Genomic DNA, 16,082 nt, shown 5'->3' with positions numbered 1-16,082 from the left:
CCCACACAGCCCGTGGCAGCGGGGTAGCAACGAGAACGCCAACGGCCTGATCCGGGAATATTTGCCCAAAGGGACAGACCTGTCCGTGCACAGCCAGGAAGAGCTGGATGCTATCGCGCACCGGCTGAACACACGCCCACGTGCAGTGTTGAAATTCAAGATGCCGATCGAGGTGTTTGCCGAACATCTGGATGCCGTGATTGAATCGCGACAAGCAGAGAAACATTAACCCTGTTGCACTTGGTTATTGAGGCCGCCCACTCTTCAACTCACCGCCCTTCACGCAACCCGATATTCACGTATTGGCTGACAATCAGCCGTTGATATCGAAAGAAAAATACTTCTTCTGGATCTTGTCGTAGGTGCCGTTCTTGTGGATTTCAGCCAGGGCGTTGTTGATCGCCTGCTTCAGCTCGACATCGTCCTTGCGCAGGCCGATGGCGGCGCCGACCCCCAGCGTTTTCGTGTCTTGCAGCACCGCGCCGGCAAAGGCGTAATCGCGACCCGGCTTGGTTTTCAGGAAGCTTAGGTCCGCCTGCACCGCATCCTGCAGGGCGGCGTCCAAGCGCCCAGCCTGCAGATCCTGATAGACCAGATCCTGGTTCTGATACGACACCACGGAGACGCCTTTAGGCTCCCAGTTGGTCTTTGCATAGGCCTCTTGGGTCGAGCCCTGCTCGACACCAACACGTCGGCCTCTGAGCGATTCGCTAGTGGCCAGCAAGCCCGAGCCCTTCTTGGCCACCAGGCGGGTTGGGGTATGGTAGATCTTATTGGAGAAGGCGATCTGCTGCAGGCGCTTATCCGTCACGCTCATCGAAGAGAGAATGCCGTCGAATTTCCTGGCCTTCAGCCCCGGGATGATGCCATCCCAAGCATTCTCCACCCATTCGCATTTGGCCTTGAGCTGGGAACAAATGGCGTTGCCGATGTCGATATCGAATCCCACCAGCTTACCGTCGGGGGCTTTCGACTCGAACGGCGCGTAACTGGGATCGACGCCGAAACGAATAACACTCCACTCCTTGGCATAAGCACCACTGGCGGCCAGTAATAGAACCGCAGAAAGGGCAAGCTTCTTCATGTAAATCTCCGTAGACAAGTCAGATAAAGCAACGCATTGAAGGGGCCTACCTGGGTATTGTTGTCGCTGTACAGGCAGGCGTTGGAGCCACATCGAGATTTCGATGTGATCGGTATGACCGCTTCTAGGGCTGCGCCAGAAAACGCTCGACGAGGCGCGCCCAATAGGCGGCGCCGATCGGCAGGTTGCGGTCGTTAAAGTCGTAAGCGGGGTTGTGCACCATGCAGCCGTCCTCGCCGTCGCCGTTGCCGATGCGAAGAAAGCAGCCCGGGCGGGCCTGCAACAGGTAGGCGAAGTCTTCGCTGCCCATCAGCAGGTCGGTATGTGGCTCCACATTGTTGGCCCCCACCAGTTCTTTCGCCACCTCGACCGCAAACGCGGTTTCGCGGTCGCTGTTGATCACCACGGGGTAGCCCATGCAGTAGTCGATTTCGGCCTCGGCGCCGTAGCTGGCGGCCTGTTGGTGCACCAGCCCGGTGATGCGCTCTTTGAGCAGCGCGCGCATCTCGGGGCTGAACGAGCGCACGCTCAATTCGAGTCGGGCGTTGCCCGGAATGACGTTGTTGGCGGTGCCGGCCTGCAGCACACCGACCGTCACCACGGCCGGCTGCGTCGGATCGACATTGCGAGCCACGATGGTTTGCAGCCCCATCACGATGCTTGAGGCCACCACCACCGGGTCGACCGTCAGGTGGGGGCGTGCCGCGTGGCCACCGTTGCCCTTGATGGTGATGTAGACGTTATCGCCGGCAGCCTGGAGCGGCCCGCGGCGGAACAGGAACTTGCCCGCTGGCGCACCCGGATGGTTGTGCAGCCCGAACACGGCATCGCATGGAAAGCGTTCGAACAGGCCGTCCTTGATCATCGACAGTGCGCCGCTCTTGATGCCGTGCTCCTCGGCCGGCTGAAAGTAGAGATGCACGGTGCCGGAGAAATGACGCGTTTCGGCCAAGTATTTAGCGGCCCCCAACAGCATGGTGGTATGACCATCGTGGCCACATGCATGCATCTTGCCGTGACGCCGGCTGGCATACGGCAGGCCGGTTTGTTCGTGGATCGGCAAAGCATCCATATCGGCACGGATGCCGATGCTGCGCGTCCCCTCGCCCACGGTTAGCGAGCCGACCACGCCGGTTTGCCCGACCCCGGTGGTGACCTGATAGCCCCACTGTTCCAGCTTTTGCGCGACCAACGCGGCCGTCTCGAGCTCCTCGTACGCCAGCTCGGGGTGTTGGTGGAGGTGGTGGCGTAGCGTGCACAGCTCCTCGGCCGAACGGGCCAAGTCGGCGACTTCACAATAGCGTTTTGCGGTGTCCATATCGCGGGCTCCTCTGAGTGCTTCCCGCGGACGGGAAGTGAGTGGCTGGCGATGTCGCCGGAGCGGCGCATCACTCATTCGGGCCCACGATAAAGATTGCCGAGTGCGCTGAAAAGATGTAATTTTTTTGATAGTGATTATATTTATTTATCTCTAGATGCCCATGAAATTGCAGCAGTTGCAGGTGTTCGTGACCGTCGCCAAGGAAAAGAGCCTACGGGCCGCCGCTCGGCAACTCGACCTGACCCAGCCCGCCGTCACGCGTTCGGTGCAAGAACTGGAAAGCGAGCTGGGGGTCGTCCTGATGACTCGCAGTGCGCAGGGCATCGAGCTCACCGAGTACGGCACCGCACTGAAAACGCGTGCTCACCAGATACTTGAAGACGTGCGGCGCGCACGCGAAGAGCTGGACCAGATAAAAGGCGAAATGCGCGGCAAGGTCACCGTCAGCGCAACTTCGACGATCTCATTGACCCTGCTGCCCGAGGCTCTGGAGCTTTTCCAGCAGCAGGCCCCAGACGCGGAACTGGCGTTTCTGGAGGTCAAGTTTCCGCTCGCGGTCCAGCATCTGCGTGATGGCTCGATAGACTTTGTCGTCTCGCATGTACTGCCCGACATGCTGGGTGACGACCTGACAAGCATGCCCTTGTTCTCTACGGATTTCGTGGTGATGGCGCGTGCAGGTCACCCGCTGTCCGGGGCACGCCAGCTCGCCGACTTGGCCGAAGCGCAATGGTTAAGCACCGTCCCCGCGGGCGGATTCCAGCACAGCGTGATGGAGGCGATGTTCGAACACGCAGGCCTGCCGCTGCCACGCCGGATCATCCAGTGCTCGTCATTCGCCATCGCGCTGGGCCTGACGGCTCGCACGGATACCCTGGTGCCGTTCTCGCGGTTGCTGGCAGAGAGCATTGCCGGTTTCGGGCTGCAGCAGATTCCGCTGGAACAGCCGCTGCCGGCGCTGGAGATGAGTGTCATCATGCGCAAGGATGCGCTACTCACTCCAGTTGCCCGACGTTTCGTGGAATGCTTACAAGAAGTAGTCGAAAGGCGCAGGGCTTCGAAATGCGACGTTACTGCATGATTTCGCCTGCCTGCCCGGCAAGCAGGCTGCCGAGCGTCACGGCAGCAGCAACATCATCGCGCCACGTCTCACCTAGATAGAGCGCGCCTACGGGTCCCTGCTCAGCCCTGTACTACTAATGCTTCCTCTGGCCAGGACCAGCTCTAGAGAGCGCAACTGAAGAGAGACTAGCGGCACAACTGGCCAGATTCGCCGGAACCGGACACGTGCTGGTGAGCCCGGACGACAGTCGAGTCGATGAGCAGCTCTTCCAGGCCTGCATCGCCATGCAGCGCTTCAGCCATCCACCCACCACACGCCATAGGTTTCCCAGCCGGCGAAGCGGACATACGCTGAATGCCAGTTGCCGAATTCTCGCGGCAGATCGCGCCAAGGGCAGCCGGTGCGCGCAATCCACAGAACCGCCTCGACGAACAGGCGGTTATCCGGGACACGGTCGCCCTTGTCAGTGGGTTTGCCGGGCAATAAGTCAGCAATGCGAGCCCATTGCTCATCATTGAGCAAGCGTCGATCCACCCCGGGCTTACCCTCATCCGCGCCGGCCCATCCCTCGCCATACCGTCCTGCGACCCATCATTACCCGGCGGGCCGGCATGTCTATGACATGTTCCAAAATAAACACCGAAAACTCACATACGAACGAAATTGTCGCAATTTTTATGTTGCGACGCACAACACATCGTTACACTTACGACAGTGGTTTAGAAATTAACAAACATTTTGGATTGAAAAATGAAATACATCGTCTCCAGCCTGCTCTCCCTCCTCCATAGCAAAAATGATCACGTTCAGCCTGGATTCCGCGTGAACTATGCGCCATTTGGCCATGTTGAGAAATTTGATGGCACCGTGGTTGCCTACGACAAGTCCCGCGGTGTTCTCGTAGCCTGGCCGCGCGGCGGTGCCGACTGGCTGCCGAAGCGCCAACTGGCGGTCATCCAGTAAAATTTTCGATTATGAAAGACGGCCTATATAAATGTGGGCCGTTTTTGTTTGGGTGATGGCAATGGCATCACAGCCTGACTTGTTCTCTCGTGTTCTCGCGCGACACCTTGGGAATGAGCCCGCCCCAAGAAATACTGCGACTCCCACACGGACCCCGTGACAAAGCGCCTTTGCTCCGGGATGAATACGCGCATATCGTCGCGCAACTCCAGCAGTGCGACCGTCCTGCCACCAGGCTTGACCACGCTAGCCAGCTGCTCGGGCTAGGTTTCCGGCTGGCCGTTGATCGCCACCACAACATCCCCTCCTGGATGCCGGCCGCTGTGGCTGACTTTGCAGAGTGGCTGCCTCGGCGGGCAGCGCGCTCCAGCGGTCGAGCGCCGCAACCGTTCCGCCACCGACGATCCCCGCACACACCATCGCAGCAAGCAACACTTTGGTCCTCATCGTTGCCCCCTTCTTAAAAGATATCGACACTTTCAAGATGGGAAGCGAAGCTTAGAGGATTCTTAAAATAGACCTGTCAGCGGTCGACGAAGCTTGGGCCAAGTCAAGTCGATGAGCGATGCCGTCTTCTATGCTGGAGGTACGCGACAACGAAAAGCGGGATTGGTGCTGGTTCGCGTGCAAGAGGAGGCCGATGATGTTCACGCGTATTTTGTTTGCCACTGACGGTAGCCCGACTTCTGAACACGCTCAGCAGTCGGTAGTCAATTTGGCGGGTTACGGCTCGACGGTCAGAGTGGTCACCGTAGTCGGAACACCTTCCACGGTGGAAATTTCCCCGACTTCCGTGTTGATTGCCCGGGAGTCACTGGAGCGCCCCACCAGCCCATCGAAGGAGCTTGGAGTGCAGGAGAACATCCAGGCCGTTGAGGCGGGAGAAAGCATTCTCGAGAGCACAAGGTTGAAATTGGCCGAGGCTGGCGTGACGGCCGATACTCAATTGCTTCAATTCGAACAATCCCATCCGGATGTTCCTGCCGCGATCCTGAAAGCGGCGGAAGAATGGGCTGCGGATGTCATCGTACTGGGAACGCATGGAAGAACCGGGCTTCAGCGAGTAGTGTTAGGAAGCGTAGCTGAGAACTTGGTCCGGCATTGCAAGGTCCCGGTTTTACTGGTGCGCGGCCCCCACCCTGAATGAGCCGCTGCACGCTTGCCAGCCAATGCCCGGCAGCCGGAAATAAGCCTTCCACAGGCTCGTCCTCACGCGCATCGTAGGACAGTACCGGACGAAAAGCGCCGCAACCCGAGATCAACCGGGCTGCGGCGTGTGTCTGTTCGTCATGAATGGTCTGATGGCTGCACTCAATCCCAGCGACGATCATGCTCGCGATGGTCATCCCAACGGCGATCATGCCAGTGATGCTCATCCCAGCGGCGTTCATGCCAGCGACGTTCTTCCCAGCGACGATGGTCATCGCCGTGATAGTAGCCGACTGGGCGGTATCCGTAGTCGGCAGCCTGTTCGCGGCCGTAGTCGTGGCCGATCGCGGCGCCCACGCCACCGCCCAGCGCACTGCCCAGGATGGCGCCGTCTCGCCCGCCGATCGATTCACCGATGGCGGCACCGGCTGCGCCGCCCAATGCGCCACCGATCAGGGTCGAACCGCCTGCGTTGGCAAGACCGCTCAGGCCGAGTACAAGAATTGCGGGGAGAAGTAAGCGAGCTTTCATGGTGGTTGCCTTTTGGGTTTCTTGACGATTCCAGCATACGCAGAACGACTGTTAACGTCTGTTGGCAAGTGTTAGCGAATGTTGCGCACGACCGCTGCTCGTCTTTTAGATTAATAGATGCAATAATCAAAAATAACAAAACGACGAGAGCAACGCCATGAGCAAGCGCCCCCTCCCCACAATCGTGCCTACCCATCATGCGCCCCGTCGGGACAATGGGAACGCTGCCCTTACTCACCCTGCCGAAATCGACGCAAGAGTGGTCATCGATCTCTCGATGCGGCGAAAAACCAGAGCCGGCATCGATACCCCTAGCCCGGCCGAGTTGGCCGAACGCTTTCCCGGCCGCATTCTGCTGCCAGCGGACGATGCAACGCCGGCCAGCGTGCCCCTCTACGCGGAGGGCGTGCGCGCTGGCCCCCCTTCACCGGTGGGCGACTATGCCTACACGCCAATCGACCTGAATACCTACCTGGTAGAAGATGGCTTGGCTACCTTCATGGTACTGGTCGAAGGCGATGCCATGGTGGGAGCCGGCCTCTATGAGGGGGACCTGTTGGTGACTGACACCAGCCGCGTCCCGGTGCACGGCGATATCGTTGTCGCGGCGCTGGATGGCGACTTCACCGTGAGGCGCCTGCATCGCACTAGCGGGCAAATCGCGCTGCATGCCGAGAACCCTGCCTACCCCGTGATCGTGCCGCGCTATGGGCAGGACTTCGCGATCTGGGGTGTGGTGTCGGGCTGCGTGAAGAAGTTCTGATACAGCGGCAGAACCGCCCAGAGGGCTCTGGCTCTGCGAAGAGCACCACGACGATACGCCAAATGAAAAGCCCCGCGCAGTAGCGCGGGGCGGCAATTCTGGTGCAGGGCATATCAGACTCAGCCCCGCGGGAGTCATCCTGAGTGGATGCCGGCATCCTAGCCGGTCGTTGTTACTGGCTTGTTACAGGTCACAAACACATTCTCTTTCGTGCGACTGCTCTGGCTTCGGGGTGTCGAACACCACATCCGCGTGGTTGCCTCGATTTCCGATTGTTGCCCTACTTGCCCAGCCTTAGCTCGACGATCTGCGCCGGGTCGTGGTTGAAGTCGCTGTAGCGTATCCACCTGGGCGTCACGACCAGATAGGCGATATCCGGCCAGCTCTCCCGCTTGCGGCCATTGGGAAATTTGGCGAAATACACGTCCTTATAGCGCCCGACCATTTCGGCGGACGGCTCCCACACTTCGCCTTCGTATTGCACGGTAGTCTCGTTTGCCCAACCGATGACAAGGGCTACCTGGTCGTTCTGGCGGATGTTCGGGTATTTGCGCGAGTTCTTGCTGGCATCGAAGACCAGCTCCAGCTCGGGCGTGACTGCGATACCCACCAACGCGGCTTCCGGGGTATGGAGCGGTGTCACCGACGCCAGTACGGCATGGTCGTGCCGGTCGATGAACTCGTAGAGTTCCTGTGTAGTCATGGGCGAATCCCTCATGCTCCCCCTTAATGTTAGAGCCGCCAGCACGGCGCTGTTGTGCAGCCTGCTCCATATACTAAGGTTTTCACTAGTAATGTCACTTCCAGTGTTTTGTAACATGCTGATTTTGTACACGTTGTAAAGCTGGTCAAAATGACGCTACAAGCTGAAAGGTTAGTAAGACTCCACAGCGTGAGGCACCAGGAAATAACAAACGGGCCGCCGACAGCGCTCAGCTGCCGGCGGCCCGTTCTCCCGTGTTTACTTACGCCTTTGCTGGCGAGGTACGCAAGCGTTCACCTCTGCCGCGCAGCCATTCCAACGTCAGCAGCATCACGACCGAGAACGCGATCAGCAACGTCGCGGCTGCGGCGATGGTCGGGCTCAGGTTCTCGCGGATGCCGCTGAACATCGCACGCGGCAGGGTAGCCTGTTCGGGGCCGGCGATGAAGATGGTCACCACCACCTCGTCGAACGAAGTGCCGAACGCGAACAGCGCACCCGAGATCACACCTGGGGCGATCAGCGGCAGCGTCACCTTGAAGAAGCTGCGGAGCGGCGAAGCCCCCAGGCTCGCGGCTGCTCGGACCAGGTTATGGTTGAAGCCCTGCAGCGTGGCGGTAACGGTGATCACCACGAACGGCACACCCAGCGCCGCGTGCATCAGGATCAGCGTGAAGTAGCTCGCGTCCATGCCCAGCGGCGCGAAGAACAGGTAGCCGGCCACACCGACGATTACCACCGGCACCACCATCGGCGAGATCAGCAAGCTCATCAGCAGCGCCTTGCCGCGGAACTCGGTGCGGGTCAGCCCTACCGCCGCCAGCGTGCCGAACACCATGGCCAGCACGGTGGCGGACGGGGCGACGATCAGGCTGTTCTTCAGCGAGCGCATCCATTCGGCCGACGTGAAGAAGTCGTGGTACCAGCGCATCGAGAAGCCGGTGAGCGGGTAGACCAGGAAGGAGCTCTCGTTGAACGACAAAGGAATGATCACCAGCACCGGTAGCACCAGAAACAACAACGTCAGGCCACTCAGCGTGCGGTGCAGGTAAAACCAGGCCTTCTCGATTGGTGACATGTACGGATTCTGCATTGCGATTCTCCCGCTTAACCCAGACGCAGGCGGCTAGCGCCGACCAGCCAGCTGTAGACCATGTAGAGCACCAGCGTTGCCGCCAGCAACAAGCCGCCCAGTGCAGTGGCCATGCCCCAGTTGATGGTGGTGTTGGTGTAGAAGGCGACAAAGTAGCTGACCATCTGGTCATTCGGGCTACCCAGCAGTGCCGGCGTGATGTAGTAGCCGATCGACAGGATGAACACCAAGAGGCCCCCTGCCCCGACCCCGGCGACAGTCTGCGGGAAGTACACTTTCCAGAATGCGCCGAACGGATGGCTGCCCAGCGACACCGCAGCGCGCAGATAGGTCGGCGAGATACCCTTCATCACGCTGTAGATCGGCAGGATCATGAACGGCATCAGGATGTGCACCATGGCGATGTAGACGCCGGTGCGGTTGAACACCAGTTGCAGCGGGTGGTCGGTGATGCCGAGCGCCATCAGCGCGCTGTTGATCAGGCCGCCCGACTGCAGCAGTACGATCCAGGCAGCGACGCGCACCAGGACGGAGGTCCAGAACGGCAGCAGCACCATGATCATCAAGAGATTGCTCTTGCGCGTCGGCAGGTTGGCCAGAAGATAGGCGAGCGGATACGCGAGTAGCAGACAGATCACCGTCACTATCGCACTCATCCAGAAGGTGCGCGCGAACACGTCGAGGTAGATCGCCTGGTCCGGCGTGGCCTTGGCGACCTCGCCCACCTCATCGATGCGATGGTCGAGTGCTGCGAGCAGGTAGAACGGCGTATGGTTCGTGGAGTTGCGGCGGATCGCCTGCCAATAGGCCGGGTCGCCCCAGCGTTCGTCGAGCTTGACGAGCGCATCCTTATACGAGGCCGGCGCCGGATCAAAAGGCAGCGCCCGGGCGGTTTTGCCAAGCAGGCTGCGGTAGCCGGCGACTTCCATGTTCAGGCGTTTGCCCAGATCGCCGAGCGTCTGGTCTTCGTGCGCCTTAACGAGGTCGGCCGCAAAGGCGCGATAGACCGGCTCGGGCGGCAGCGATTTGCCATCCCAGCTGGAAATCGCCTTGATCGTATGCGGCAGCGAGGCGACCACCTCGGGGTTGTCGACGCTGCGGAACAGCAGCGAGCCGATCGGGACGATAAAGGTCAGCAGCAGGAACAAGGCCAGCGGGAGCACCAGCGCCAGCGACTTCATCTTGTTCATGCGCTCGGCACGGGCCAGCTTGGTCTTCAGTGGCACACCGTCCTGCGTGGTGAGCTGGTGATCCGGCATGGGTGCGGACGAGGCCATCATGCTTGACTCCGGGTAAGAAAAGGCGGGCCGGTCTCGGAGGGCGGATGCCCGTGGGGCACTCCGCCAATCGAGGTTGGCCGAACAACAGTTAAAAACCGGCGGACTGCCCCTGGTGGGGAATCCGCCTTACTCGATTACTTGGATGCCCAAGCGTTGAAGCGCTGCTCCAGGCTCTCGCCGTAGTCGGCCCAGAAGTTGACGTCGACCTTGACCGCGTCCTTCATGTTCTGCGGCGCAGTCGGCAGCTCGGCCATCACCTTCTTGTCGATCATCGGCACGGCCAACTTGTTGGACGGTCCGTAGGCGATGTTCTGTGAATAAACCTTCTGGTTCTCCGGCTTGCTGGCGAAGGCGATGAACTTGTAGGCTGCATCCTTGTTCGGCGAGCCCTTCGGAATCGCCCAGGAGTCGAAGTCGTACATGCCGCCGTTCCAGACCACCTTCAGGTTCTTGCCGTCCTTCTGCGCGGTGGCGATGCGGCCGTTATAGGCCGAGCTCATTACCACATCACCCGAGGCCAAATACTGCGGCGGCTGGGCGCCGGCTTCCCACCACTGGATGTTCGGCTTGAGCTGGTCGAGCTTCTTGAACGCGCGATCGACGCCGGCCGGGGTAGCCAACACCTTGTAGACGTCCTTCGGTGCTACGCCGTCGGCCATCAGCGCGATTTCCAGCGTGTACTTGGCACCCTTGCGCAGGCCGCGCTTGCCCGGGAATTTCTTCACATCCCAGAAATCCTTCCAGCTGGTCGGTGCAGTCTTCAGCTTGTCGGCGTTGTACGCCAGGGCGGTCGACCAGACGAAGATGCCAACACCACACTGCTGTGCCGCGCCGGGCACAAAGTCGGCCTTGTTGCCAATCTTGGTGTAGTCGAGCTTTTCGAACAGACCTTCGTCGCAGCCGCGCGCCAGCTCCGGCGATTCCACCTCGAGCACGTCCCAGGACACACTCTTGGTGTCGACCATTGCCTTTACCTTGGCCATTTCGCCGTTGTACTCGCCACCCACGACATTGATCCCGCTGGCCTTCTTGAACGGGCCGTAGAAGGCCTTGGTCTGGGCATCCTTGTTGGCGCCGCCGAACGAGATCACGGTAAGGTCTTTGGCCATAGCCTGACCGACGAAAGCCAGGCCCACGGCGGCCGCAACGGCCAGTTTCACGCTTTTGGACATCCTCTTCTCCTTACTTTCTACTTTGTAGTGATGGGTGGTGCTTGCTCTTATGCGGCTTGCTCGATCGGGTCGAGGGCACGCACGTGTTCCACTTGCCAACCCAGCGGCACGACGTCGCCCACCGAGAGCTTGTGATCAAGTTCGGCGATCGGCTGCTTCACGTAGAAGTCCGACTTGCCGCACACCTCCAGGCGTACCCGCACGTGGTCGCCCAGATAGATGAATTCCTGCACGCGGCCGGAGAAGCGGTTATCACAGTGCTCGCTGTAGCCGTTCAGGCTGATCCGCTCCGGGCGCACCGACAGCGACACCGGGCTGCCCGGCTCACCGACGTTGACCGCCAGCGCGCGTACCTGCTCGCCGCGTTCCAGTTGCACCACGCAGCGCTCGCCGTCGCGGCTGACCAGACGGCCCGCCAGCCGGTTGTTCTCGCCGATGAAGTTGGCGACGAAGGTGTTGCGCGGATGCTCGTAGAGGGTGGCCGGCGCGTCGATCTGCTGGATCTCGCCCTGATGGAATACAGCGACCCGATTGGACATGGTCAGCGCCTCGCCCTGGTCGTGGGTCACGTACACCACGGTGACGCCCAGGCGCTGGTGCAGATGCTTGATTTCCATCTGCATGTGCTCGCGCAACTGCTTGTCGAGCGCGCCGAGCGGTTCGTCCATCAGCACCAGCTGCGGCTCAAACACCAGTGCCCGCGCCAGCGCCACCCGCTGCTGCTGACCGCCGGACATCTGGCCCGGATAGCGGCCGGCGAGCTTGTCCAGTTGCACCATGGCAAGCGCACGCTTGACCCGGTCCTGGATGTCGGTCTTGGTCATGCCGCGCACCGTCAGCGGGAAGGCCAGGTTCTCGGCAACGGTCATGTGCGGGAACAGCGCGTAGTTCTGGAACACCATGCCGATGTTGCGCTTGTGCGGCGGCACGTTGTTGATCGAGCGGCCTGCCAGCTCGATCACGCCCGAAGTCGGCGTCTCGAAGCCGGCCAGCATCATCAAGCTGGTGGTCTTACCGGAACCGGATGGCCCAAGCAGGGTGAGGAATTCGCCCTTGCGAATGTCCAGGTTCAGATCTTTAACGATCAGGTTTTCGCCGTCGTAACTTTTCTGCACATTACGGAAGCGAACCAGTACTTCGGAAGAGGACTCAGACATGATGGCACCTGTGTGAACGCGGCATGACAGGCATGTTAAGCACCGCCCGATAACGTGCCCATCGGCAGCCGGCGGATTTTGCTGTCAGCGTTTCAGGTAGGCGCTTGTAGGGCGATTCCTACAAGACCCCATCATTTCTTGCGGAGGAGATGATGAGGTTCGGCCAGCGAGCAAGGTTGGTCGAACCCCCCCGGATCAAGCACTTAGAGCGGCTGGCAATACTGAATGAACCCGGAGCGCTCGGCGATGCGGTTGTATAGCTGCTGGGCCGTGTGATTGGTCTCGTGCGTCAGCCAATGCACCGACGCGCAGCCGGCCTCGTCGGCCTGTTCGTAGACATGCTCGATCAGCGCTCGCCCTACGCCACCACCGCGTTGCTCGGGCTGAACAAACAAGTCCTGCAGATAGCAGTCGTCCCCAATGCTCCAGCTGGTGCGATGGAACACCCAGTGCACCAGGCCGACCGCTTCGTCGCCCTGCCAGGCAAGCGCGCCGTAAACCGGCTCGGATGGGTCGAGCAGCCGCTGCCAGGTCACGGCGCTGGTCGATTCCGGGATGTCGACCTGATAGAACACCTGATAGGCACGCCACAAGACGAGCCAGGCAGTGTGGTCTGCGGGCCGCACGGCGTCGATGCGCAGCGGAAGGTGTGAAGTCATGCCTCGCTCCTCGTCGTCGAATAAAGCGATCACATCAACTGGTGTTCAATCGCGTAACGCACCAGTTCCGCCACCGAATGGGCACCCAGCTTCTGCATCAGCCGTACCTTGTGGGTGCTGACCGTCTTGGCGCTGATCGAGAGTTGGTTGGCGATTTCGTTCACGTTGGCGCCATGCACCAGCCGCTCGAACACCTGGAATTCACGCTCGGACAGCAGCGCGTGCGCGGGGCGAGAGTCGCTCAGTCCCACTTCGAACACCATGCGGTCGGCCAACGCCGGGTCGATGTAGCGCCCGCCGGCGGCGACCTTGCGGATCGCGGTCAACAGCAGTGCCGGATCGCTGTCCTTGGTGGCGTAGCCGGCTGCGCCGGCCTTCAGCGCCCGCGCAGCCATCTGCGCCTCATCATGCATCGACAACACCAGGATGGCCGGCGGCTTGTCCAAGCTACGGATGCGCGGGATCACCTCCAGCCCGCTCAAGCCCGGCATCGAGATGTCCAAGAGCAGCACGTCGCATTCAGTACGCCGCAGCACGTCGAACACGCAGGCACCGTTGTTGGCCTCGCCGGCCACCGTCAGGTCGCTCGCCAGCCCGATCAGCTGCTTGATGCCCTCGCGCACGATGGTGTGATCTTCCGCCACAACCACCCGTATCACCATGATCTCTCCCCCTCTCCTTCGTCTAGCGGCACCGTGACGACGAGCGTGCAGCCCTCGCCCGGCGCACTGTGAATATCGAGCCGGCCGCCGAACATCGACAGCCGCTCGCGGATACCGATCAGCCCGTAGGAGCTGCGCGGCCGTCCCGGATTTACGTCGAAGCCCTTGCCGTCGTCGGCGATCTCCAGCTGCAGCTGCTGTTCGGCCACTGTCAGCCGTAGCTCGACGGTGTGCGCCTCGGCATGGCGCATCACATTGGTCAGCGCCTCTTGCAGCACCCGGAACAGCCCGATCGCCTTGGCGTCGGACAGCTGGATCGGCCGCTCCGGCACCTCGACCAGGCACGGTATCTGAGTGCGCGACTCGAAACGGCGTGCCTGCCACTCGATCGCCGAGCCGATGCCGGCGTCGAGAATCGGTGGGCGCAGGGCGGTGGCGACGTCGCGCACGATGGAGAACGTCTGTGCGATCAGCTTCTTCATGCTCTCCAGCCGTTCGGCCAGGCCCACATCAAGCTTGGCGTAGCTGAGTTCGCACATCGAGACCTCAAGCTTCAGCACCGTCAACACCTGGCCCAGCTCGTCGTGTACCTCACGAGCGATGCGCGCCTTCTCCTCTTCACGCACCGACTCCAAGTGGGCAGACAGGTCGCGCAGCATCGCTCGCGACTCGGCCAGCCTGAGTTCGTTTTCCTTGTTGACCGTCATATCCCACAGGATGCCGTCCCACACGGTGCGCCCGTCGTCGAAACGGCGCGCCTTGGCCTTCAGATCGCCCCAGCGCAGCCCGCCGTCCCGAGTGAGGATGCGCCCCTGCCAATGCCAATTGGCATCGCTTGCCAACGCGGTTTCGCGACTGGAGAGATAGACGGGGAGATCCTCCGGATGCACCAGCGTCTGCAAGCCATCTGGCTCGGCCAGTAGGCTGGCCGCCTCGTAGCCGACCAGCGCTTGGCTTGCCTCGCTGAGGAAGGCGAGCTGCGCCGACTGATTGGCTGCACTCCGCTCCAGACGGAACACCAGTCCCGGCACATTGGCGGCGATGCCCTGCAACCGCGCCTCGCTCTCTTCCAGCGCGGCGTGCGCCTGGCGTTTTTCGGTGACGTCGGTGAGAAACACCACCAGATATTCACTGTCGCGAAAGCGCAGAAAGCTCAGCGACGCATCCACCGGCAGCCAGCGCCCATCGCCGCGCAGGCAGGACGTCTCGAAGCTCGCCAGCTTCTCGGACCGCACCTTGCTCCATAGCGCCATCCAGCGATCCATGTCGAGATTGGGCTCGATGCGCGACAACAGCTGGCCGACCAGCTGATCAGCCGGGTAGCCGAGCATGCTCAGCGCAGCCTGGTTGGCGTAGCGCACCCGGCTATCCCAGTTCACCCACAGGATGCCGACGGTGCTCAGGTCTACAGAGAACTGGGTCAGCCTGAGTGCGGCCTCCACCGCCTCGCGTCGCTCCAAGTCCTGACGGACCAACGCCAGCCGCTGCTCGACGAAGTGGCGCTGGCGCACATTCCAGAGCCATGCCCCGACCGCCGCCAGCGTCAGCAGGCACAAGAGCAGCGCCAGTCGGCGCCAGAAAGTGAGGGTATCGGTCAGATGTGGATAGACCGGCAACACCCAGCGCTCGTAGAGCTGGTTGAGCTGCCTGCCGGGGATGGCAAGTAAGACACGGTCGACCAAGCGGGCCAGCTCCGGCTCGTTCTGTCGGGTGGCGATCCGCAGCAGCCGGGTGTAACCGGTCTCCCCCACCACGACCAACCGGGCGAACTCCGGTTCGCGCATCAACAGGTTCAGCTGGGCTTCATCGACCACGGCGTAGTCGACCTTGTCGGCGAGCAGCTGCTGCAACGCAGCGCGCTCAGAAGCGACTGGCTCGCGCTGCAGCACCGGGTAATTGCCGGCCAGGAACTTTGCCACTGCGCTGGGGCTGCGCACTGCGATGCGCTCGTAAAGCGGCAGCTGGTCGAGCTCGACCGAAGTGCCTTGCTCCTCACGCCCCACCAACTTGCTGGGGATGCGCAGATAGGGGTCGGAGAACAGCCAACGCTTCAGGCTGGCGGGGGTCTGCACCATGCCCGGAGCCAGGTCGACCTGGCCTGCATCGGCAGCGGCCGTCAGCGCAGCGAGGTCGGGATAGGTCTGCCAAGTGAGCGAAGTGTGCAGCTGCGCTGCCAGCAGCCCCATCATCTCGACATCGGCACCGTAGTAGCGGTGGGTCCGCGTGTCGAGCTGAGCCAAGGGAGCCTGCAGCACCACGCCGACGCGCAGCGGACCATGCCTGTCGAGCCAGCCACGCTCCGAGGGTGTCAAAGTGACAGCCTGTGCCGCGTTGACCAGGCTAAATAGCAATACCAGCGCGAGGAACAAGTCGGGCCAGCGTCTAAACAGCGGACGGCATCGGGCCACCGTCTGTGCAACCGATGCACCGTTGCACCAGGCATTTCTGCCGACAAAAACACCTTCTGCGTGGGGAGGGGGCA

Annotated in this window: 17 protein-coding genes; 5 read left to right on the top strand and 12 right to left on the bottom strand. The window is 61.3% G+C overall.

Going from position 1 to position 16,082, the window contains the following annotated elements; genetic code table 11:
* On the top strand, positions 1-229 hold a 229-nt coding region (locus tag QU481_RS09980), incomplete at its 5' end, for a transposase (protein WP_435382733.1).
* A gap of 84 nt (positions 230-313) precedes the next feature.
* On the opposite strand, the gene QU481_RS09975 is transcribed toward QU481_RS09980, so the two are convergent.
* A complete protein-coding gene (locus tag QU481_RS09975) occupies positions 314-1,084 on the bottom strand; it encodes an ABC transporter substrate-binding protein (protein ID WP_289829817.1) in 771 nt (256 codons plus the stop codon).
* 124 nt (positions 1,085-1,208) lie between these two features.
* Positions 1,209-2,402 carry a M20 aminoacylase family protein gene (locus tag QU481_RS09970; protein WP_289829816.1) on the bottom strand — a complete coding sequence of 398 codons (1,194 nt, stop codon included), beginning with the start codon at positions 2,400-2,402 and terminating at the stop codon, positions 1,209-1,211.
* A 163-nt stretch (positions 2,403-2,565) separates the two neighbouring features.
* On the opposite strand from QU481_RS09970, the gene QU481_RS09965 reads away from it, so the two are divergent.
* Positions 2,566-3,486: a LysR substrate-binding domain-containing protein gene (locus QU481_RS09965; RefSeq protein ID WP_289829815.1), complete on the top strand. Its 921-nt coding sequence runs from the start codon at positions 2,566-2,568 to the stop codon at positions 3,484-3,486.
* 276 nt (positions 3,487-3,762) lie between these two features.
* On the opposite strand, the gene QU481_RS09960 is transcribed toward QU481_RS09965, so the two are convergent.
* Complete coding sequence (locus QU481_RS09960; protein WP_289829814.1) at positions 3,763-3,990, bottom strand: transposase; 228 nt, start codon at positions 3,988-3,990, stop codon at positions 3,763-3,765.
* A 228-nt stretch (positions 3,991-4,218) separates the two neighbouring features.
* Here QU481_RS09960 and QU481_RS09955 point away from each other — a divergent pair, with 228 nt between their 5' ends.
* Together QU481_RS09955 and QU481_RS09950 are read left to right on the top strand one after the other, a co-directional pair.
* Entirely contained in the window at positions 4,219-4,431 is a 213-nt protein-coding gene (locus QU481_RS09955; RefSeq protein ID WP_289829813.1) for a hypothetical protein, read from the top strand.
* A 640-nt stretch (positions 4,432-5,071) separates the two neighbouring features.
* Complete coding sequence (locus QU481_RS09950; protein WP_289829812.1) at positions 5,072-5,578, top strand: universal stress protein; 507 nt, start codon at positions 5,072-5,074, stop codon at positions 5,576-5,578.
* A gap of 164 nt (positions 5,579-5,742) precedes the next feature.
* Here the strand turns inward: QU481_RS09950 and QU481_RS09945 are convergent, their stop codons facing one another.
* Positions 5,743-6,111 carry a YMGG-like glycine zipper-containing protein gene (locus QU481_RS09945; RefSeq protein ID WP_289829811.1) on the bottom strand — a complete coding sequence of 123 codons (369 nt, stop codon included), beginning with the start codon at positions 6,109-6,111 and terminating at the stop codon, positions 5,743-5,745.
* Positions 6,112-6,388: 277 nt separating this feature from the next.
* Here QU481_RS09945 and QU481_RS09940 point away from each other — a divergent pair, with 277 nt between their 5' ends.
* Positions 6,389-6,874: a LexA family protein gene (locus tag QU481_RS09940; protein WP_289829810.1), complete on the top strand. Its 486-nt coding sequence runs from the start codon at positions 6,389-6,391 to the stop codon at positions 6,872-6,874.
* Positions 6,875-7,154: 280 nt separating this feature from the next.
* On the opposite strand, the gene QU481_RS09935 is transcribed toward QU481_RS09940, so the two are convergent.
* From QU481_RS09935 to QU481_RS09900, 8 genes are all read right to left on the bottom strand, one after another.
* Positions 7,155-7,577 (bottom strand): pyridoxamine 5'-phosphate oxidase family protein, encoded by a 423-nt coding sequence (locus QU481_RS09935; protein ID WP_289829809.1) that lies wholly within the window; start codon positions 7,575-7,577, stop codon positions 7,155-7,157.
* A gap of 262 nt (positions 7,578-7,839) precedes the next feature.
* Positions 7,840-8,670 (bottom strand): ABC transporter permease, encoded by an 831-nt coding sequence (locus QU481_RS09930; protein WP_289829808.1) that lies wholly within the window; start codon positions 8,668-8,670, stop codon positions 7,840-7,842.
* Between the two features lie 14 nt (positions 8,671-8,684).
* The gene (locus QU481_RS09925) at positions 8,685-9,950 is read right to left on the bottom strand and encodes an ABC transporter permease (protein WP_289829807.1); all 1,266 of its coding nucleotides are present in this window, start codon (positions 9,948-9,950) and stop codon (positions 8,685-8,687) included.
* A gap of 134 nt (positions 9,951-10,084) precedes the next feature.
* Positions 10,085-11,122, bottom strand: coding sequence for an ABC transporter substrate-binding protein (locus QU481_RS09920; RefSeq protein WP_289829806.1), 1,038 nt, complete (start codon positions 11,120-11,122; stop codon positions 10,085-10,087).
* 47 nt (positions 11,123-11,169) lie between these two features.
* The gene (locus tag QU481_RS09915; RefSeq protein WP_289829805.1) at positions 11,170-12,279 is read right to left on the bottom strand and encodes an ABC transporter ATP-binding protein; all 1,110 of its coding nucleotides are present in this window, start codon (positions 12,277-12,279) and stop codon (positions 11,170-11,172) included.
* A gap of 203 nt (positions 12,280-12,482) precedes the next feature.
* On the bottom strand, positions 12,483-12,938 hold the full coding sequence (locus QU481_RS09910) for a GNAT family N-acetyltransferase (RefSeq protein ID WP_289829804.1): 456 nt from the start codon (positions 12,936-12,938) through the stop codon (positions 12,483-12,485).
* Positions 12,939-12,967: 29 nt separating this feature from the next.
* Positions 12,968-13,600, bottom strand: coding sequence for a response regulator (locus QU481_RS09905; RefSeq protein ID WP_289829803.1), 633 nt, complete (start codon positions 13,598-13,600; stop codon positions 12,968-12,970).
* Positions 13,594-15,912, bottom strand: coding sequence for a PAS domain-containing sensor histidine kinase (locus tag QU481_RS09900; RefSeq protein ID WP_289829801.1), 2,319 nt, complete (start codon positions 15,910-15,912; stop codon positions 13,594-13,596). Before QU481_RS09900 ends, QU481_RS09905 begins: the two co-directional genes overlap by 7 nt.
* Between the last annotated feature and the right edge of the window lie 170 nt (positions 15,913-16,082).

It is taken from the genome of Crenobacter oryzisoli (assembly GCF_030385785.1).
GTDB lineage: Bacteria > Pseudomonadota > Gammaproteobacteria > Burkholderiales > Chromobacteriaceae > Crenobacter_A > Crenobacter_A oryzisoli.
The sequence above is the reverse complement of the archived record's forward strand: the minus strand, read 5'-3'. Positions and strand labels throughout refer to the sequence as shown.